We start from the raw sequence: 20,214 nt of genomic DNA, 5'->3' as shown, positions 1-20,214 counted from the left end.
ATTAGGGCTACATTCGTTAATGTGGCCCTAATTATATTTATTTCCAAAACGTTATGTCTCGTCTGTTTATTGCTGAAAAACCAAGCTTAGGCCGTGCGATTGCCGCAGCACTGCCAAACCCTCAAAAGAAAGATCAAGGATTCATCCGCTGTGGGAACGGGGATATCGTTACTTGGTGTATCGGCCATTTGCTCGAACAAGTCGAACCTGACGCTTACGATGAGCGTTATAAAAAGTGGAATATGGCAGATTTACCAATTGTTCCGCAGCAATGGCAGCTCAGACCGAGGAAAAGCGCAAGTAAGCAATTAACAGTGATTCGCAAATTGCTCAAAGAAGCTAACGAAGTCATTCATGCAGGAGACCCTGACCGCGAGGGTCAGCTGTTAGTTGATGAAGTTCTCGACTATTGCAAGTTATCTAAAACCAAGAAGGAATCCACACAGCGTTTGCTGATTTCCGACTTGAACTTACCTGCGGTTAAACGTGCACTCAGTTCTATGCGCAGTAATCGAGAGTTTATCCCACTTTCAGTTTCTGCATTGGCTCGCTCTCGGGCTGATTGGCTGTATGGTATGAACATGTCTCGTGCTTATACCTTGCTTGGTCAAAAAGCAGGGTATCAAGGTGTTCTCTCGGTAGGGCGAGTGCAAACGCCAGTTCTTGGCTTAGTGGTGCGTCGTGATGAGGAAATCGAAAACTTTGTCCCGAAGGACTATTTTACCCTACATGCTCTTATTCCGTATCAAGATGCCAATGGTACTTTTGATATTCGTGCTCGTTGGAAGCCAAGTGAGGCATGCAAGCCTTGGCAGGATGAAGAAGGGCGAGTGTTAAACCGTAAGTTAGTGGAAAACGTTGCAAACCGCATTGCAAATCAACCCGCGAAAGTGACGGAGTCGGAACAAAAGCAAACCAAGCAATCCGCACCACTACCTTATTCATTATCTGCTTTACAGATCGATGCAGCGAAGCGCTATGGTATGAGTGCGCAACAAGTACTAGATACTTGTCAGGCATTGTATGAAAAGCACAAGCTGATCACTTATCCACGTTCAGATTGTCGCTATTTACCGATGGAACACTACTCACAAGCAGGGACGGTGACAACAGCTATTGCGAATAACGCAAAAGAGCTGCAAGGTGCCGTTCAGGGAGCAGACTTAACATTAAAGTCCAAAGCTTGGAATGATAAAAAAGTGGATGCGCACCATGCGATTATCCCTACACCAAAACAAGCTAATGTGAATGCGCTTTCGGGTAATGAGATGAAAGTGTATCAATTGATTGCGCGCCAGTATCTCATGCAGTTTTATCCGGCGGCGGTTTACGCAGAAGCGAAATTGGTTTTCGATATCGCTGGTGGTACGTTTATCGCGAAAGGTCGTCAGTTAGTTTCGCCGGGTTGGAAAGCGCTAATGGGCAAAACTGACAAGGAAGATGAAGGTATTGATGCCGTTCCACCGTTACCCGAAGGCACCGTGTTAACTTGTCGTGAAGGGGAAATAAAAGACCGAAAAACCGAGCCACCAAAGCACTTTACCGAAGCATCGCTGTTGCAAGCGATGACCGGGATCGCCCGTTACGTTGCGGATAAAGAACTGAAAAAAATCCTTCGTGATACTGATGGGCTAGGTACGGAAGCGACTCGCGCTGGTATTTTGGACACGCTGTTCAAACGCCAACTGCTCACGCGTCAAGGTAAATCAATTCTCAGCTCTCCTGCGGGAAGAGGTCTCATTCATGCCTTGCCACAGGATTCAACGTACCCAGATATGACGGCTCATTGGGAGCACCAGTTACAAGGTATGGCAGAGAGAAATCAGGCATATCAGCCGTTTATGCAAGCACTAGAGCAACGCATTGATGGTTTGATGGCACAAGTAAAAGCAGGGCCGATCCCTGATTCATTACGTCATCTACCCAAGGTGGAACGTCCAGCGTTTAAACGTAAAAAGCGTAGTTATTCAAAGAGTGGTGGCGCGGCTAAATCTCGTGCAACCAAAGGTAAGCGGGCATAGGACAAGCGCGGCGTAATTAAACACCGCGCATGCTTGAAAATAGATTACTCGAACAGGTCACCGTGGTTTTGGATCGCGCCTCTTACTTCTCCTTGAGTTAACACGCGTTTGTCCAGTACCTCTTTCACCTGCTTGCCCAAGTCAACTAATGTATCTCGATTCGCTTGAGTTTGGCGTTTACCAGCACTTCTCAAGCAGTAGTTTAGCTCGTGCTCTTCGCTAAAATTAACCAAATCCCTATCTGCTGCCATCGTGCCTTCTCCTTAATTGTTCTACTTTTTCATAAGTCTGGATTGGATATAGATAAATTCAAGTTAGATTGCGCGAATTATGCTGGTAGATCGCCGATGAACATTATGTTTGCCAACCAAGTCACGATTATGAAGCCTAGCTTAGGTGTTATTTGGTTTATTGATGGTTGTTTCTTAACGCCGCTACCAAGGTAGCTCAGTACCATCGTAGTTAATAAATCGACCTGAAAGTTGCGGTGTACTCAGCTCTATCACGTTCGCTAGGCCCTGCGCGGAGGTTTGCGTATCGATCAATGCATTTGGCCCGCCCATTGCCGTTTTTACCCAACCAGGATGAAGCGCTAAAACGGTAAATCCTTCAGGTGTTAAATCATTACTCAAGCTTTTAACAACCGAGTTTAGCGCCGCTTTCGATGAACGATAAATATAACCGCCACCGGACGTATTTTCGGTCATGCTCCCCACTTTTGATGAGATACAAGCAATCTTTTTCATCTTGCCTTGTTGTAAGCGAGGGTAACAGTGCTCAACCAGTTTTAACGGTGCAATGGTGTTTACTTCGAAGACTTTACGCCATTCTTCTACGTCAGTGTTTCCAAAGCCATATCCCTTGGGGCCGTAATATCCTGCATTGTTAATGAGTAAGTCGATGGCGGGGAGCTTATCTGCAAGCAGAGCGACTTGTTCGTAGTGAGTAACATCCAGTTCGTGCAAAACTAGATTGCTGTAATGTGAGGCTAGAGTTTGTAGTTCAGAACTGTTCTCTAAGGAACGGCTAGTAGCGTGTACTTGATGGCCTTGCTTCAGGTACAGCTCAGTTAAGCTAAGGCCAATGCCGCGATTTGCTCCGGTAATAAAGACGGTTTGACTCATACAAACACCTATATTTTTTTGATTTCAGTTGAAAGTCATTGTGTTAGCTAAGCGCAATAAAATCAACCAGCCACCACGCACCAACAACGAAAGATGAAAATAGGGACAGAGCACAAAGAGAGCCAAACAGTGCGCCGAGAATAGCAAAGAAAGTAGAATTCATATGTATATAAATTGCATTTTATTCAACCCTTGAAGTTGATACTATTTCGTTACCATTGTTATTAAGAATTTCTCATGCTGCCATTTATCTACCACCCGATTTATTCTCAACTTGAGTTGCCAGAGGGGCATCGTTACCCAATTATGAAGTACCAGTACCTCTATGAATCGGTATTGGTACATATGGAGAAAGATAACTGGAAAGAACACGTGCAGTTTTTCCAGCCAGAAGCATTAACTGTTGAGGAAGTAAAACGTGTTCATGACCAGGAATACGTCGACTTACTTGTGAATGGAAACATGCCAGCTGCGAAGATGCGCCGAATAGGTTTTCCTTGGAGTGAGTCTCTCATTACCAGAACGCTAACTTCAGCAGCGGGCACGGCTTTGACCGCAAATAAAGCACTTGAGTATGGTGTTGCCATTCATTTGAGTGGCGGGTATCACCACGCACACAAAGAGTTTGGCAGTGGTTTTTGTTTATTTAATGACTTAGTGATCGCGGCCAGGCAAGCGCTCGAAGTCGAACATGTCGATAAAGTATTGATCATTGATAGTGATGTTCACCATGGGGATGGAACAGCAACTTTGTGTCACGATGAGCCAGATATCATCACGCTTTCTTTCCACTGTGACAAAAACTTCCCGGCTAGAAAGCCTCAGTCTGATCTAGATGTGCCTTTGGTGCGAGGAACAGGTGATGAGGATTTTTTAATGGCGTTTAAAGAAGTGGTCGATATGGCACTTAATCTTCATCGCCCTGATTTAGTTATCTACGATGCTGGTGTCGATATACATCAAGACGATGAGCTTGGATATTTTGATGTGTCGACTCAAGGGATTTTAGAACGTGATAGATTTTTAATGCAAACAGTGAAATCTCGAGGTATCCCTGTCGCAGCTGTCGTTGGAGGTGGATATCGAACGAATCATGCTGACCTCGTCCCAATCCATTTGCAGCTTATCAATGCCGCTAAAGAAGTCTTTATTGATGAGTAGATACAACTAGATGTAAATATCAAATTGATTCAACACTGGAACGAACGAAAAGGGCATTAATTTTTTGTGGGTTCTTTCGGAGTGTGGCGGAGTGCTTAGTTGTGTTCAAAGAAGGGATTTGTACTAATCTTTTCAATTCTGGATATACGAAAAAGCCCGCTAATTTCTTAGCGGGCTTTTTCTAAATGTGGCGGAGAGATAGGGATTTGAACCCTAGATACGCTATTAACGTATGCCGGTTTTCAAGACCGGTGCTTTCAACCACTCAGCCATCTCTCCGTTGTTGAGGCGCATAATATAAGGCTTTGAAAATGTTGTAAACCCCTAGTTGAACTGATTGGATGTTTACTGCGCAAATTTGTGGTTTGTGTTGTTTAAATAAACAAAAACTCCCCAAAAAGGGGAGTTTGAATAGTGTATGGATTGCTAGGTATTAATCGTTTTTAGAATAAAAACGCTGTAACTCAGTTAAACCTTGCATCAAAACTGGCAACTTCGGTGCATCATCTCGAAGTCGTTTGTAATTTTTGTCATACAACTTGTAGTTGCCAAACTTATCGATCACTGTGGTTTGCGAGCTAGTAATTAAGGCAAGCTCACGAGTGTCACCCGCTAGGATCCAACGGCGACGACTTTCATCAAATAGGTTACGGCCACTACTGTAATCATATGGGTTGGAAGATACACCGAGCATATCCTGCAACAACGTGACCGAAAGGTCCAAGTGGCTTGTGCTGTGATTAAATTCACCAGCCAACATTCCTGGCCATTGGATTACCATAGGAACTTGTAACTGATAACGGCTGTAGTTGCTGTTTGCGCCCCAGCTGTTCGTATTGGTTTCGTTAAACTCACTACCGTGATTAGAAGTGATAATCACGATGGTGTTTGTCAATAGTCCATTTGTTTCAAGCTCACCAATAATGCTAGCGATGGTTTTATCCGCTGATTTCACCGCATATTCATAAGCTTTTTTGAAGCGTTCACTTGCGGACATTTCTTCGTCATTATTTGAAGGGATCGATTCAAAATTATCAACGGTGGTGACTTCGATGTAACTAAACCATGGTTGACTCGCTTTCTCTGTTAACCATGTATTCCAGTTCGCGATAGATTGCTTATCGGTATGAGCTTGTGTGCCATCGAGGTCTTCCGCTAGTTTTAAGTCGCGGAAAATAATCTCTGAGTAGAGATCATCTTCAAACCCGCTGCCACTGAATAAGCCGAAGTTGTAACCCTGATCTTTCAGTACATCGAGTAACACCGGCGAAGCACCTTGCGCCTTGATGCTTGAGGCGTAACTGGTTGGTAAGCCGTAGAACAAACCGAAAGCCCCGTAAGTATCATTACTTGAACTGTAATGATTACGGAAGTTCTGATTGTTTTCGGCAAACTCATAGAGGTTAGGCATTTCTTCTGGATTCAGCGCGTCTGCACGCAGGTTATTTACGCTGATCATCAACACGTTGAGCTTATTGACTCGACGGTTAAACTCTAGCTTTTCTAGAGGATAATTGACTAACTCTACGTTGCCTTCATTTTCCGCTAAGCGTTTTAGGTATTCCTCACGGTCAAGTAGACCATGTTTTTCCATAAAACTCTTCGCCGTCATCGGATAAGACAATGGGAAGTTTGAACGCTGACTGGTAATTGGATTGTAGAAGTATGCATCTGCCCAAATATAAACCAAATGGCTGGTCATAAAGCTGAGGAAAAATACAGCTGCTAGAGGACGTCCTACGTGCTTATGAGATAGTTTGCGCTGTTTTCGCCATACCCATTCGGATAGAGCGAGCTGAATAAGGAAGATCAACGGCATTACAACAAAGAGATGTTGTAGATCAGTGCTGAGTGCACTTTTATCTTCGCTGAATAGTAACTCCCAAACGACAGGAGTTAAGTGCAAATTGATCGACTGATACGCTTGGGTATCAATCAATAATATGGTTTGCCCAACGGTCGCGAAAATCACTGCCACCAAACGGAACAATTTCCGCGATGGCAGGATAAACGTTAACGGGAATAGAACGAGCAAGTAAAGCGCGAAAACTAGAAAGCCAAAGTGACCAACCCAAGAAACCGCCAGATAAAACTGACCAAGTAACGTCTCGGGCCAAGGAGACTGAACAATGTAGCGTGTGCCTATCAACATCGATGCAACGATATTGAAGAATGCAAACCAGTGACCCCAACCAACCAGTCGAGATACACGTTCGCCGTATGAGTTTCCGCTGTCTACCATGTATGTGTTCTATTGTCCGTTATTAGTGTGTTTTTGGTGTTTCTAAAGAAGACATCAGCGCCTGAGCAAATTTTTCAGCAATCGCTTTACGTTGTGAAGCAGCAACACGTTGATTTAAGACATTGGTTGCGATATTTCCGGCAATCATTAGCGTCAACTCAGGAGAAGCAGCGTGTTTTTCAAGAACTGTTGCTACTTCAGCAAGAATTTTCTCTACTTGCTCGTCAGTATATTTAGATGTAATCGGCATAAAGACTCTAATAATGATAGTAAAAGCGGCTTATGATAACCTACAATGCCCATCAACTAAAACCTTGTAGCAAGATAAAATCACTATGAGCCTTCATCTTTCAAACGTTATTCTGCATCAACTGTGCAAAAACGATCAGGACGAGCTAGTTGTAAACTTTCGTCCAGCATCATTAGAGAACGATGCATCTACTGAAAACTTAGTCGCTGAGCTTCACCGAGTATTCCATTCTAAAGCTGGTAAAGGTTTTGGCTCTTTCCAGTCAGACAGCGAATTTCAATTTTGGCTTCAAGAAATGCGCAAAGGAGAGCGAGATTTTTACGACTTCTCACAAATTAGTGCAAATCGCTTGAAAGAAGAGTTGATTAAGTACCCATTTGCGGATGAAGGTATTTTGGTTTTCGCTGAGTATCAGAGTTTAGCAACGGACTACTTGTTCATCGGTATCTTACCAATGAACCAAAGTTTAAAAGTGACCGAAGGTTTGGACATCAGTGCGACGGATTACCTAGATATCACCAAAATGGATATTGCGGCACGCATTGACTTGTCGAGCTACGACACTGACAAGGAATCTAATCGTTACTTGCAATACATCAAGGGACGCGTCGGCCGTAAAGTAGCGGATTTCTTCCTAGATTTCCTGCAAGCGGACATCGGCTTAGATACTAAACAACAAAACTTAGTGTTAATGCAGGCGGTGGATGATTTTTGTGCTGATTCGAAGCTAGAAAAGCAAGAAGTGAACGAGTATAAAAAGCAAGTTTACGACTACTGTAATGAGCAAATTAAATCTGGTGATGAGGTTCAAATCTCAGAGCTTTCTGGAGAGCTTCCTCCAAGCCAAGATGGCACAAGCTTTATGGATTTTACCAAAGAGCAAGGGTACGAGCTTGAAGAATCTTTCCCTGGTGACCGTGCGACGGTTCGCAAACTGACTAAATTTGTTGGTGCTGGCGGTGGCTTGAATATTAGCTTTGATAGCCTATTGCTTGGCGAGCGTATTTTTTATGACCCAGAGACGGATACCTTAACGATTAAAGGTACGCCACCAAATCTAAAAGATCAGTTGAGTCGCAACTAAAACCGTATCGTCAAATTAAGAGAGCCAATGGCTCTCTTTTTTATGTGAATAAGAAACATCCATAGTATATGCTTGTAATTAATGGAGATATGCGAGGGGCGAGTGTTGCTGAAGCTAAAAGAAGGAATGGGGCGGTTTGTTTGGTTCTGGTTCGTGTTATGGTGTGTTTTAGCGCTAGGGATTTGGTTGCAAGCCAAACAAACGATTCAAACCATTTCAACAGTGAATGAGCTAGGAAGCAAAGTCGAAGAAGTCAGACACTTTTTTAACTTTGATCTGCCTTATCGTGTTAAGCACGTCGACCAAGTTTCACTAAAACTTCAGTTAGCCTATGCAGTTCGCTTACAGCTTGAAAGTGAGTTTTCTGAAGGAAAAATCACACCAGATATTACTCAATTGCTTTATGCGACCGATCGATTTTTAGAAAGTGCTCGAGCCTTTGTAGGAAGTGACAGTGAGCTAGTCTCATTAGCCGAGCAGTTGCGAAGGAGCCGTGCCCGAGCTGAAAACTCTGAGCAAATTCAATCAATGTACTATCGCTTAGGCGCACTTGTTTTGGAGTCTATTTTTAGTGACTCAGCAACGAATAGCGATACTTATCGTGATTTAGACCGACTCTTTATCGAGTCGGACACGCTTTCTCCTCAAGAGCGAAGTGCTTTTCAGCGTCAACTTGCCCAGACTTCAAGCGCGCTATCTGCCAAGGCGCAAGGCAGCTATCTAGTTAATCAACTGCTTAATCCTGATTTCCCGAACCAGTTAACGTCGATAAATGACCAGTTGGAACAAAAGTTGATGACCTTTGTTACTTGGTTGTCAGTAATCAGTGGTTTATTTCTTTCTCTTATTTCATGGGGGCTTTTCTCCCAAAGAACCGTTCAGCCGCTAATACCATCAAGAGCAGAAGATAAAGAGTCTGAGCAAGTTGGTGGGTCTTACGTTGTTTTTTCTGCTCAGTCCGAAATCTCTCAAAGCAGCCAAGTTAACGAACAGAGCCCTAATGAGCCGAACACATCGCAAGTGGAAGTCGTGGAACGTGAGCCGTATATAGATATCAATAAGATGCTGGACTCGCTATCGGGAGATGAAAGCGCGGTGCGAATGTTACTTGAAGTCTTTATTCAGGATCACTCTGGCGATGGTTCAAAAATGCATCGGCTATTAGAAGAGGATAAAGAGCAAGCGCAAAGAGCGGCTCATAGTCTTAAAGGGGTCTCGGGAAGTTTAGGGGCAATGCCATTGCACTGCATTTCGGGTGATATTGAACTGTTGATTAAACAAGGGCAAAAAGTGCCGGAAGAGAAACTGACACGTTTAGATGATGTCCTAAAGCAAACCATACTTTTCGCTAACCACGTTCTCAATAGTGAAAAGATACAAGAAGCGCTAACAGATTGATATTGCTCTGACTTACAATCATCAGAGTTGGGGTATTAAAGGCCCGAACTATATGACTTAGTTCGCTTTATTCCTGTTCCATACAATTTGTTAAAGGTACTTTCATGTCCGTTCGTCGATTGTCTTCAATGATGTTGATAGGGTTGGTTGTGATGCTTTCAGGGTGCTCCCTGTTAGAAGTGAAAATCGAGAGTCAAACCGTCCCTCTTACCAAACAAGAGCTTAATATGCGTCTCCTGACTCGTGAGTATGCGCAACAGTTTTTTGCTCAGGTAGAGCAAGCTGCTGATGCATTGCACGATCAATATGAGCCGCATGATAAAGTCCATCAATCTTATATTTTGCTTTGGAAGATAAATGCTGAAGAAGGTCTTCAAGCAGCAGCATACCAAGTCTCGCCAATGGCAGCACTGATTGATACTTGGACTTTTACGCTACAGATGGATCAATTCTTTACGACTGGCCTTGGTCATGAACTGTTTGCGACAGAGGAGGCAAAGTTAGTTTCTGCTCACTTAGCGAAAGAGGTGGATAAACTGGCTCAATCTCTGTTGAAACAAGAAGCGTACATCAAGACACAAGCGTTTGTTGCAGAGTTCGTTAAGCAACATCCATTCGCGGGCTTAAGTATGATCAGGACGCCAGCTTACCGTGGGTGGTTAGATGCGAATCAAATTAGCGAGGAAGAGGCAGTGACTACGCTAGGTACAATGCCAGAAGCATTAGGTGATGTCTCGGATCGTCTAAGCCTTGTATCAGAACAGACCCCCAAAATTATGACTTGGAAGGCGCAGTTATTAGCATTAAATAGCTCTGCCAGCATCGAAAAAGTTAATACTGCGCTAAATAGCCTACAAGTTACGGCTGATTCGATGAAGGACTTTATTGATAACAATCCAGAGTACATGCGCTATTTGGCAGAGCAAATGGCGGTAGAGTTACAACCTTTGGTTGACGATATTGACCAAAAAACGCAAGCGCGTTTATCTCAATTGGGTGAGGAGCGCCAAGCTTTAGAGCTGATGGTAGCCAGAGAGCGCCAAGAAATCGCGCAGATCATTACCCATGAGCGTGAGAAGTTTGCTCAAGATATGGACCGAGTCTCGCAGGAAGTGGTCAGTTTAGCGATGACCAAGCTGATTGAGCTCGTTAAAAGTACCATTATCTACTTCATCTTGTTCATTGCCGTTATATTCTTTGCACCACTTGGCTTGGGCTATTGGTTTGGTAAGCGTGCAGCAGTGAAAACGCAAGCCAAACAAAGTTAACGTTTGGTTGAGATATAAAAAAGAGCGCTCATGCGCTCTTTTTCTTTGTCTTTCACTCGGAAAGAGAGATTCTTCCTATCTATGCGAACTTAAGCGGTTTGCTGCTTCAGTTCGCCTTCTGCTTGTTCAACTGCTTCCGCTGTTGGTTCGCATTTATCAACAAACCAACCCATGTAGGAGCTGATGATAGTCACAATGATACATACAAAGCTTAGCCACATGAACGGTGCATAAGATAGTGTCGCAACACCCAGAATACTTGCCATGTAGATACCGTTGTCACTCCAAGGGACCATACCTGAGGTTAATGTGCCGCCGAACTCTGCGTTACGAGACAAGTTCTTACGTTTGTAGCCTAGGCGATCGTAGTTCTTCGCACAGATTTTTGGTGTCAGGATAAGTGAAACGTACATCGCTGAACCAAATACGTTCCCCATAAAGGCTGTACCGATTGTACTTGTTGCCAGTGAACCTGCACTTTGAACGCGTTTTTCAAACAGCTTAGCGATAGTTTCTAACACACCCACTTTATCTAGTAGACCACCAAAACCAAGGCCGAATACGATAACTGCTACCGAGCCAAGCATTGAAGACATGCCGCCACGGTTAAGAATTGAGTCAATGAAATCTACGCCTGAAGAAATCGCAAACGGAGCCCAAGCGGTGTTGAACGCGGTTAGGAAGTCCACATCTTGAATCATTACTGCCCAAATAATACCGAGCAGAGAACCAAAACTGATCACTGGGAATGAAGGCATACGCATTGCTAGAAGTGACAATACGATGATCACAGGAACAAATGAGTAAGGGGTGATGTAGAATTGCTGCTCCATCGCTTTAATTACAGAGTCTACCTGGCTCATGTCAACTTGACCTGCGTAGTGGAAACCAAATGCAGTAAACATAATGCCTGTAATAATGTAGCTAATGAGTGCGATCGGCAGCATGCCTTTAATATGTTCCATTACTTCAACGTTAGACATAGATGAAGCAAGGATGACGGAGTCCGATAGAGGCGACATTTTGTCACCAAAGTAACAACCTGAAAGCACCGCACCAGCTGTAATTGGTGCAGGAACGCCAAGGCCTTGGCCAATACCCATCATCGCAATACCGGCAGTACCAGCAGCGCCCCAAGAGGTGCCAGTCGCTAGCGCAGTCAATGAACAGATGATCATGGTTGCTAGCAAAAAGATAGAAGGGTGAATTGCTTTAAGGCCGTAGTAAATAATGGTTGGAACAATACCACCAGAGATCCACGTACCAACAAGCGCGCCAACGGCAAGAAGAATTAAGACGGCTCCAAGTCCATTGGAAATGCCATTTAGTGCAGCTTTTTCCAGCTCTTTGTACTGATGACCAAGCTTAATGCCTAATATCATGATAATGAACCAACCGATGTACAGCGCTAGCTGGATCGGTAGGTCTAGCTTGGCAGTGAACGAAAATGCCAGCAGTAGAAATAAACCGAGCGAGATAAATACCTGTATCAAGCTTGGTAGGCGTGGTGTAACTTGCTTCATATGTGCCTCTGTCAATCTTGGAGCAATAGAGGAAGGCGCTCCTTGTTGTAATCGCGCATAACATACATTAACAAAAATTATATTTCGAATATTTGGTGTTTTATCTTGATGTTCGTCGGCAAAAACGTTTGCTTGTGAAATTAACTGTTAGTTTGTTTTAACTTTTTTGGTTTTAAATGTTGTGTAATGTGAAATTATTGTGCTTCATGTGTTATTTTATCACTGAGTGGTAAGACCAATTTGGAGTAACAGGGCTTTCCCTACTTGAAAAATGGCCGAAATCGCAAACCAAACACTAAAAAATCTCGTTTAACACGAATTTTCATAGGAAAAGGTTAAAAAATAGGCTTATTTACAAAATAGGGGTTGAGATTTTGATGCGAAAAATTAACTATGGGGTAGGTTTTTTAATACATGGAGAGTTAATACGATGAGAGTTGGTTTAGTTGGTTGGCGCGGTATGGTTGGTTCAGTCCTTATGCAGCGTATGGTTGAAGAGAAAGACTTCGACCTAATCGAACCAGTATTCTACAGTACTTCTCAAGTTGGTATTCCTGCTCCTAACTTAGGAAAAGACGCAGGCTTACTGCAAGACGCGTATGATATTGAAAGCTTAAAACAGCTTGATGCGGTAATTACATGTCAAGGTGGTAGCTACACAGAAAAAGTTTACCCAGCACTTCGACAAGCCGGTTGGAAAGGCTACTGGATTGACGCAGCATCTACGTTACGTATGGCGGAAGATTCCATCATCACGCTTGATCCTGTGAACTTAAAGCAAATCCAACAAGGCATCCACGGTGGCACGAACACATTTGTTGGTGGTAACTGTACGGTTAGTTTAATGCTAATGGGTCTAGGTGGCTTATTCGAAAAAGGCCTTGTTGAGTGGACAAGCGCAATGACATACCAAGCCGCTTCTGGTGCTGGCGCGCAAAACATGCGTGAACTGATCTCGCAAATGGGCGTTATCAATGACTCTGTAAGTTCCGAACTTGCAAACCCATCAAGCTCTATCCTAGATATTGATAAAAAAGTTGCAGATACAATGCGCAGCGGTTCTTTCCCTACCGATAAATTCGGTGTACCACTAGCTGGCTCGCTTATTCCGTGGATCGATGTGAAACGTGATAACGGTCAGAGTAAAGAAGAGTGGAAAGCGGGCGCAGAGGCAAACAAAATTTTGGGCTCACAAAGCTCGCCTGTGCCAATCGATGGTACTTGCGTCCGTATTGGTGCGATGCGCTGTCACTCTCAAGCACTCACTATCAAGCTTAAACAAAATGTCCCAATGGATGAAATCGAAGAAATCATCGCCACTCATAACGACTGGGTTAAAGTGATTCCTAACGATCGTGACATTACTGCGCAAGAACTTACACCTGCAAAAGTAACAGGCACTATGTCCGTACCAGTAGGTCGTCTACGTAAGATGGCAATGGGTGATGACTTCCTAAATGCTTTCACTGTTGGTGACCAACTACTATGGGGCGCAGCAGAACCATTGCGTCGTACGTTACGCATTATTCTTTCTGAGAAAGCATAATCACATCAATCTTTGTTTGATGACAAAATAAAAGAGCTCCCTAGGGAGCTCTTTTTTATGCTTCGTCTTCTCCACGAACAACGCGTTTATCAGGATCGGCCAGTTCACTACCACAGTGTTTACAGTAAGTCGCATCAGAGTCGTGCCCGGCGTGAGAACAGTTCGGACACTTCACTAATACTTTGTGCGATTGCATTTCTTGGTGAAGCTCTGCTGTGAAAATACCAGTAGGGACCGCCAAAATTGAATAACCCAACAACATGGTGAGTGAGGCAAGTCCTTTTCCGAGATCTGTTTGAGGTACCAAGTCACCATATCCAACCGTTGTGATGGTCACAATAGCCCAATAAATACTTTTCGGAATGCTAGTAAATCCGTTTTCAGGCCCCTCAATGACAAAAATCAGTGACCCAAAGATCGTGACCATAATGGCGACAGAGCTAAAGAAGATAAAAATCTTTCTGCGCGCCATCAGTAGAGAGCGTAAGAGGATGTTGGACTCTTGAAGATAGCGGACCAACTTGAGTATGCGGAATATTCGCATGACTCGTAGTGCTCTTATTACGCCCATAAAGGAGGCAGAAGGGAAAAACAGTGCTAAGTAAGTAGGTAAAATCGCGAGTAAATCAACGACGCCATAAAAGCTTTTCGCATAGGCGGCTGGTTTTGGAGAGCAATAAAGCCGGAGAAAATACTCAATAGTGAATAAACCGGTAAAAGTGTACTCCAAGTATTTCAGCTCTTTTGCCCACTCGGCGCGTACGGATGGTATTGAGTCTAATACCAGCACGATTAGAGAACTGATAATCGCGATAATGAGTGCAATATCGAAGGTTCGACCAGCTTTGGTATGAGTACCAAAAATGGTGACATAAAGAGTATGTTTGAGAGAGTCAGTCGTCATGACAAAGCGATCCATTGTTGAATCGCTCTATCATACAATTTTATAGAAACTCAGGCTAATCCTGGAAATAAGTTGCGTAAACCATTGGCGATAAACTCAATACCCAATGCGCCTAATATCAAACCCATGATACGGGTAATGACGTTGATACCAGTTTGGCCCAAAAATCGCACGATCAGTGGGGCAGAGCGGAACAACAGCCACGAGCATAGACAGAACAAGCCAATTGTAATGCTGATGCCTACCGTATCAAACATGCTTGGGTAGCGTGCACCGTAAACAATAGTCGAACTGATTGCGCCTGGTCCTGCCATTAGCGGCATCGCAAGAGGAACAACACCGATCTGCTCGCGACTCACGTATTCTGATTTTTCTTGTTTGTTTTGTTTATCTTCCCCCAGTTTACCGCTCATCATCGAGAACGCGATGCTAAGCAGCAGTAGCCCACCTGCAACACGAAACGAATCCAGAGAAATGCTGAACATATCTAATAGTAACTGGCCAGCAAAGAGCGAAATGATCAGGATGATCGCAACAGCCACGTTCGCTGTGGTTGCCGTATTGCGCTTTTCGTCTGGTGTCATATGTCCGGTTAGTGACACAAACACAGGCATGATACCAACAGGGTTTACTGCGGCGACCAAACCAAGAAAAAACTGCAAGAAGATAGCAAGTTCAAAAGTTTGCATGTTGCGTACTCATTAAAGTTCACATTAGTGAAAAGGAGAAGGGGTAATTTGGGCGTAATGTAAGGCAAAAGTTGGGTTGGAAGAAATGAAAAAAACTAACGCATTTCCTACTGTTTTAGTGAGAAAAACTAATTCTTTAATAAACTGTATCTAATCTGGAAAAGAATTGTTGCGTATAAAGTTGCTGTCAAAGCGTGCTGTTTTACATAAACGTTAACATTCGCACACTTTTGATAAAAACTAAGGTGGTTTGTAGAGAGATGTATTCGGTTCGATATACTCTCAGTAGCACAAGGAATTGGGCCTACATGTAATTTTGTTGGCTAAAAATGAAACTTTTTTACAGGTTGTTGTAGTTTCTTTTATTTATTTGTCTATTTGCTTCTTTTTTGTTCAATAAAAAGTGAAGATTAATTTATTTGTTTATCAGTGAGTTATGTCGTTTTAGTGTGATGGGGCACCACTTTGGTGGTATTTAGGTCGTGAGAACTGATCCAAGTCAATTTTTTTCACACTCTGAAATATTATACTCAGTCCTGAAAGCAATTTACTAAGACGTTTGTTTTCTAAGTGACTGATAAACAGTAAAAACGATAAGTAATAGCCTTAGTAAAAAGTTTTTAATATTTGTTAATTTTAGGAGATTCCCTATGCCTGTAACTAATATGGCTGAACTAGATGCAATGATTGCTCGCGTTAAGAAAGCGCAAGAAGAGTTCGCTACTTACTCTCAAGAGCAAGTAGACAAAATCTTCCGTGCAGCATCGCTTGCAGCTAACCAAGCCCGTATCCCGCTAGCTCAACAAGCGGTTGAAGAATCTGGTATGGGTATTGTTGAAGATAAAGTAATCAAGAACCACTTCGCTTCTGAGTTTATCTACAACAAATACAAAGACGAACAAACGTGTGGCATCCTAGAAGAGGATGACAACCTAGGTACTATGACTATCGCTGAACCTGTAGGTATCATCTGCGGTATCGTACCAACGACTAACCCTACATCTACAGCGATCTTCAAATCTCTAATCTCTCTGAAGACTCGTAACGGTATCATCTTCTCACCACACCCACGTGCGAAAAACTCGACTAACGACGCAGCGAAACTGGTTCTAGACGCAGCAGTAGCAGCGGGTGCACCAAAAGACATCATCGGTTGGATCGACCAACCTTCTGTTGAGCTTTCTAACGCTCTTATGAAACACGATGACATTGCTCTTATCCTTGCAACTGGTGGCCCAGGCATGGTTAAAGCAGCTTACTCTTCTGGTAAACCAGCAATCGGTGTAGGTGCAGGTAACGTTCCTGTTGTTATCGACGAAACTGCTGACATCAAACGTGCAGTGGCTTCTATCCTGATGTCTAAGACTTTCGACAACGGCGTAGTATGTGCTTCTGAGCAGGCTGCAATCGTCGTTGATGAAGTGTACGACGAAGTAAAAGAGCGTTTTGCTTCTCACAAAGCTTACGTACTAAGCAAAGCAGAAGCAGAAAAAGTTCGTAAAGTTCTTCTTATCGATGGCGCGCTAAACGCGAAAATCGTAGGTCAGCCAGCAGCGGCAATCGCTGAAATGGCAGGCGTTAAAGTTCCAGCAGACACGAAAGTCCTTGTTGGTGAAGGTCTAGGTAAAGTGTCTCACGATGACGCATTCGCTCACGAGAAACTATCTCCAACTCTAGGTCTATTCCGTGCTGACAACTTCGAAGACGCGGTTGCTCAAGCGGTAACTATGGTTGAGATTGGTGGTATCGGCCACACATCTGGTCTTTACACTAACCAAGATACTAACGCTGACCGTATCCGTTACTTCGGTGACAAGATGAAGACAGCTCGTATCCTAATCAACATCCCGACTACTCACGGTGGTATCGGTGACTTGTACAACTTCAACGTTGCGCCTTCTCTAACGCTAGGTTGTGGTTCATGGGGTGGTAACTCTATCTCTGAGAACGTAGGTCCTAAACACCTAATCAACAAGAAAACTGTAGCGAAGCGAGCTGAAAACATGTTGTGGCATAAACTACCTAAGTCAATCTACTTCCGTCGTGGTAGCCTTCCAATTGCTCTAGGCGACCTAGAAGGTAAGAAGCGCGCATTCTTAGTAACTGACCGTTTCCTATTCAACAATGGTTACGCAGATGACGTAGTAAGCCTACTTAAAGCTCAAGGCATGGAAGTTCAAACATTCTTCGATGTTGAAGCTGACCCAACGCTTTCTGTAGTAGAGAAAGGTGCGGCTCAAATGGCTAGCTACCAACCAGACGTTATCCTAGCGCTAGGTGGTGGTTCACCAATGGATGCTGCGAAGATCATGTGGGTAATGTACGAGCACCCAGAAACTCACTTCGAAGAACTAGCAATGCGCTTTATGGACATCCGTAAACGTATTTACAAGTTCCCTAAAATGGGTCAAAAAGCTGAGCTTGTATGTATCACTACAACTTCAGGTACTGGTTCAGAAGTTACACCATTTGCGGTTGTTACTGACGACAAGACTGGTGCTAAATACCCACTAGCTGACTACGAAATCACGCCAAACATGGCTATCGTTGATGCTAACCTAGTGATGAACATGCCTAAGTCTCTAACAGCATTTGGTGGTTACGATGCAGTAACTCACGCTCTAGAAGCTTACGTATCTGTTCTTGCGAACGAATACTCAGATGGTCAGGCTCTACAAGCACTTAAGATGCTAAAAGAATACTTACCTTCAAGCTACGCGAACGGCGCTAACGACCCAATCGCTCGTGAGAAAGTACACAACGCCGCAACTATCGCTGGTGTGGCATTTGCTAACGCATTCCTAGGTGTTTGTCACTCAATGGCGCACAAACTAGGTGCTGAGTTCCACATTCCACATGGCCTAGCAAACGCATTACTTATCTCTAACGTTGTACGTTACAACGCGAACGATAACCCAACTAAACAAACAGCGTTCTCTCAATACGACCGCCCACAAGCACGTCGTCGTTACGCTGAAGTTGCTGACCACTTAGGTCTAAGCCAAGCTGGTGACCGTACTGCTCAGAAAATTGAACGTTTACTAGCATGGTTGGATGAGCTAAAAGTGAACCTAGACATCCCAATGTCTATCCAAGCGGCAGGCGTAGCTGAAGCAGACTTTATCGCGAAACTTGATGAGCTAGCAGTTGAAGCGTTCGATGACCAATGTACTGGTGCGAACCCTCGCTACCCACTAATTAGCGAACTTAAAGATGTGTTAATGGCTTCTTACTACGGTAAAGCATTCGTTGAAGGTGAAACTTTCGAAGGTACAACAGTTATCAAGAAGAAAGCAGACCAAGAAGCAGCGAAAGCGGCGCCTAAAGCAAAGAAAGAAAAAGCTGACGCGTAATTAAGAGTCGTGTGAGTAAGGTTTTCGCTAGCACGAAACCTTAACCGGGAAAAAGTAAAAGCCCCAGTCATTTGACTGGGGCTTTTTTTGTTGAAAGAGTTGAGTAATAGCGATCCGTTTACGCAACAAACACGTTGTCCATTCATACTTCTGTAGCAACCACTCTGCCACTAAAATACTCATTTGATACGATATATGCGGTATTGCGAACCAATTCATCTTGGATCTCGGCCCAGTGTCTTTCGTTAAGTTCTTCTCTTGTATGGTTTACCGAAGGAATGACGCCACCAACCCGAATATTAAATGGAGTGAGCTCTTTTGCCCAACTGTGAGTAAAACCTGACACCAAAGCAGCCATGCTTTCGACTCCCGTTAAATCTTCATGGCTGTCATGGGAAATGACGTTAACAATTACCCCTTTCTTATTTCTAGCGCGAAATCGTTCGGCTCCCACCTGGCCATAGGTGTAGAGGAAACGTGCTGCAGAAGACAAGTGATCAATGTAAGTACTCATAGGTTCGGGAGCCATCAAGCCTGGCATGGGAGAGCTCGTCCAGCAATTGACTATCACGTCTGGTGTCGCACGCAGCTGCGATTCTATCTGATCAAACAGTAAGTTAATGGACGTTGTGTTATCACTGCACACATTCATCGCATAGACTTTATCTGTGAAGGCACTAATCTGCTCATAGCTCGATTTTAGAGCGCTAGAGTTTTGGTCACAAAGAATCAACGTCGCTCCAAGGTGAGCAAAGTGACTAGCACAAGTCCTTCCTATAACAGAACCTGCAGACGTGACGAGAATAATTGATTCTTTAATATCCATAACACCTTCACTGTATCCCTGTGTGAAAAAAAATACACCAGTGGTTTGTGCTATTAGCATGGTTGAAATTAGAAAGGCTCAGTGTGAAAGACTTCAAACTAACGCTTTTGGATGAGGACTATTGTGCGGTAATTTGTAAGGCGTCACATTTCTGACTGTGGATACTGCAAGCTGTTGGTTGAACAATGATCTCTATACTTGCAGTTGAATTTGATACTGACGTTGAGCCGTCACTAGTTGATTGTATAGCCCTGCATCTGGGATGAGGTTTTTGTTGCGCTCGCCCAATTTGCGTCGCTCATGACCGGATAGGTTGTGATAAACGTCTTCAGGAAGATTAAACGTATCTTCCGGCAAGTAGGTCAGGGCGTCTGGTTTCAAGTAGTGACTCAGTTTCGCTGAGGGTAGACCTGCACCGTGGAATTGTTTTGCTTGCTGTGCTGCTAGCTCATAGCTGCTGCTATCAGAACGAAGAGCTTGAGGCGTTGACAATTCAAGTTGTTGACGGAGTATATCTTCGCTGGTGGCTACTTCTTTGATTTCCTCTACAGGTACAACGTCGCGTACATCGTTAGAAAACATCGACAAAATCAGTGCAAAATCGGCACGACGTCCTTCGTGGACAGCATGATTGATACCATTGCCGAACTGAAGTTCGTTAATAATTGCCGCTTTGTCTAAAGTATGAATTTGCATGATGTTCCTCGCTCGATGCCATTTTAACGGCGTGTCTGAGAAGAACTTTAGGAAAAAGAAGAGATTAAATTGGAGTTTTTAAGCGAAAAATAAAAAGCTCGCTGGTTCAGCGAGCTTTTAAAATAAGAC

General features: G+C 43.7%; 16 protein-coding genes and 1 tRNA gene. 7 read left to right on the top strand and 10 right to left on the bottom strand.

Going from position 1 to position 20,214, the window contains the following annotated elements; genetic code table 11:
* Positions 1-53: 53 nt before the first annotated feature.
* Complete coding sequence (locus L3V27_RS16630) at positions 54-2,021, top strand: DNA topoisomerase III (RefSeq protein ID WP_237312355.1); 1,968 nt, start codon at positions 54-56, stop codon at positions 2,019-2,021.
* A 44-nt stretch (positions 2,022-2,065) separates the two neighbouring features.
* Here L3V27_RS16630 and L3V27_RS16625 read toward each other — a convergent pair whose 3' ends face one another.
* Together L3V27_RS16625 and L3V27_RS16620 are read right to left on the bottom strand one after the other, a co-directional pair.
* A complete protein-coding gene (locus L3V27_RS16625; protein ID WP_114323304.1) occupies positions 2,066-2,272 on the bottom strand; it encodes a hypothetical protein in 207 nt (68 codons plus the stop codon).
* Between the two features lie 183 nt (positions 2,273-2,455).
* Complete coding sequence (locus L3V27_RS16620) at positions 2,456-3,145, bottom strand: SDR family oxidoreductase (RefSeq protein WP_005396517.1); 690 nt, start codon at positions 3,143-3,145, stop codon at positions 2,456-2,458.
* A gap of 237 nt (positions 3,146-3,382) precedes the next feature.
* Between L3V27_RS16620 and L3V27_RS16615 the strand changes: the two genes are divergently transcribed.
* Positions 3,383-4,306 carry a histone deacetylase gene (locus tag L3V27_RS16615; protein ID WP_237312353.1) on the top strand — a complete coding sequence of 308 codons (924 nt, stop codon included), beginning with the start codon at positions 3,383-3,385 and terminating at the stop codon, positions 4,304-4,306.
* 188 nt (positions 4,307-4,494) lie between these two features.
* On the opposite strand, the gene L3V27_RS16610 is transcribed toward L3V27_RS16615, so the two are convergent.
* The 3 genes from L3V27_RS16610 to L3V27_RS16600 form a co-directional block, all read right to left on the bottom strand.
* Positions 4,495-4,585 (bottom strand) — tRNA-Ser (locus L3V27_RS16610).
* Positions 4,586-4,739: 154 nt separating this feature from the next.
* Positions 4,740-6,548 (bottom strand): DUF3413 domain-containing protein, encoded by a 1,809-nt coding sequence (locus L3V27_RS16605; protein WP_226420979.1) that lies wholly within the window; start codon positions 6,546-6,548, stop codon positions 4,740-4,742.
* 22 nt (positions 6,549-6,570) lie between these two features.
* On the bottom strand, positions 6,571-6,798 hold the full coding sequence (locus L3V27_RS16600) for a YejL family protein (protein ID WP_005380722.1): 228 nt from the start codon (positions 6,796-6,798) through the stop codon (positions 6,571-6,573).
* Between the two features lie 85 nt (positions 6,799-6,883).
* Here L3V27_RS16600 and yejK point away from each other — a divergent pair, with 85 nt between their 5' ends.
* From yejK to L3V27_RS16585, 3 genes are all read left to right on the top strand, one after another.
* Positions 6,884-7,882 (top strand): nucleoid-associated protein YejK, encoded by a 999-nt coding sequence (gene yejK / locus L3V27_RS16595; protein WP_005396521.1) that lies wholly within the window; start codon positions 6,884-6,886, stop codon positions 7,880-7,882.
* Between the two features lie 81 nt (positions 7,883-7,963).
* Positions 7,964-9,280, top strand: coding sequence for an Hpt domain-containing protein (locus L3V27_RS16590; RefSeq protein WP_237312351.1), 1,317 nt, complete (start codon positions 7,964-7,966; stop codon positions 9,278-9,280).
* Between the two features lie 104 nt (positions 9,281-9,384).
* The gene (locus tag L3V27_RS16585) at positions 9,385-10,548 is read left to right on the top strand and encodes a chemotaxis protein (protein ID WP_237312350.1); all 1,164 of its coding nucleotides are present in this window, start codon (positions 9,385-9,387) and stop codon (positions 10,546-10,548) included.
* Between the two features lie 89 nt (positions 10,549-10,637).
* Here L3V27_RS16585 and nhaC read toward each other — a convergent pair whose 3' ends face one another.
* On the bottom strand, positions 10,638-12,071 hold the full coding sequence (gene nhaC / locus L3V27_RS16580; protein WP_237312348.1) for a Na+/H+ antiporter NhaC: 1,434 nt from the start codon (positions 12,069-12,071) through the stop codon (positions 10,638-10,640).
* Positions 12,072-12,501: 430 nt separating this feature from the next.
* On the opposite strand from nhaC, the gene asd reads away from it, so the two are divergent.
* Positions 12,502-13,617, top strand: coding sequence for an aspartate-semialdehyde dehydrogenase (asd, locus tag L3V27_RS16575; protein ID WP_005396526.1), 1,116 nt, complete (start codon positions 12,502-12,504; stop codon positions 13,615-13,617).
* Positions 13,618-13,672: 55 nt separating this feature from the next.
* On the opposite strand, the gene L3V27_RS16570 is transcribed toward asd, so the two are convergent.
* Together L3V27_RS16570 and L3V27_RS16565 are read right to left on the bottom strand one after the other, a co-directional pair.
* Positions 13,673-14,536 carry an ion transporter gene (locus L3V27_RS16570; RefSeq protein ID WP_005396527.1) on the bottom strand — a complete coding sequence of 288 codons (864 nt, stop codon included), beginning with the start codon at positions 14,534-14,536 and terminating at the stop codon, positions 13,673-13,675.
* A 35-nt stretch (positions 14,537-14,571) separates the two neighbouring features.
* Entirely contained in the window at positions 14,572-15,210 is a 639-nt protein-coding gene (locus L3V27_RS16565; protein WP_005396528.1) for a YchE family NAAT transporter, read from the bottom strand.
* A 650-nt stretch (positions 15,211-15,860) separates the two neighbouring features.
* Here L3V27_RS16565 and adhE point away from each other — a divergent pair.
* Positions 15,861-18,563 carry a bifunctional acetaldehyde-CoA/alcohol dehydrogenase gene (gene adhE, locus L3V27_RS16560; RefSeq protein ID WP_012841564.1) on the top strand — a complete coding sequence of 901 codons (2,703 nt, stop codon included), beginning with the start codon at positions 15,861-15,863 and terminating at the stop codon, positions 18,561-18,563.
* 142 nt (positions 18,564-18,705) lie between these two features.
* On the opposite strand, the gene L3V27_RS16555 is transcribed toward adhE, so the two are convergent.
* Both L3V27_RS16555 and L3V27_RS16550 read right to left on the bottom strand, forming a co-directional pair.
* On the bottom strand, positions 18,706-19,449 hold the full coding sequence (locus L3V27_RS16555) for an SDR family oxidoreductase (protein ID WP_053808810.1): 744 nt from the start codon (positions 19,447-19,449) through the stop codon (positions 18,706-18,708).
* Positions 19,450-19,581: 132 nt separating this feature from the next.
* Positions 19,582-20,085: a VC2046/SO_2500 family protein gene (locus L3V27_RS16550; RefSeq protein WP_012841566.1), complete on the bottom strand. Its 504-nt coding sequence runs from the start codon at positions 20,083-20,085 to the stop codon at positions 19,582-19,584.
* Positions 20,086-20,214 lie beyond the last annotated feature (129 nt).

The organism is Vibrio sp. J2-3(2022), assembly GCF_021725735.1.
Classification (GTDB): Bacteria; Pseudomonadota; Gammaproteobacteria; order Enterobacterales; family Vibrionaceae; genus Vibrio; species Vibrio diabolicus.
The sequence above is the reverse complement of the archived record's forward strand: the minus strand, read 5'-3'. Positions and strand labels throughout refer to the sequence as shown.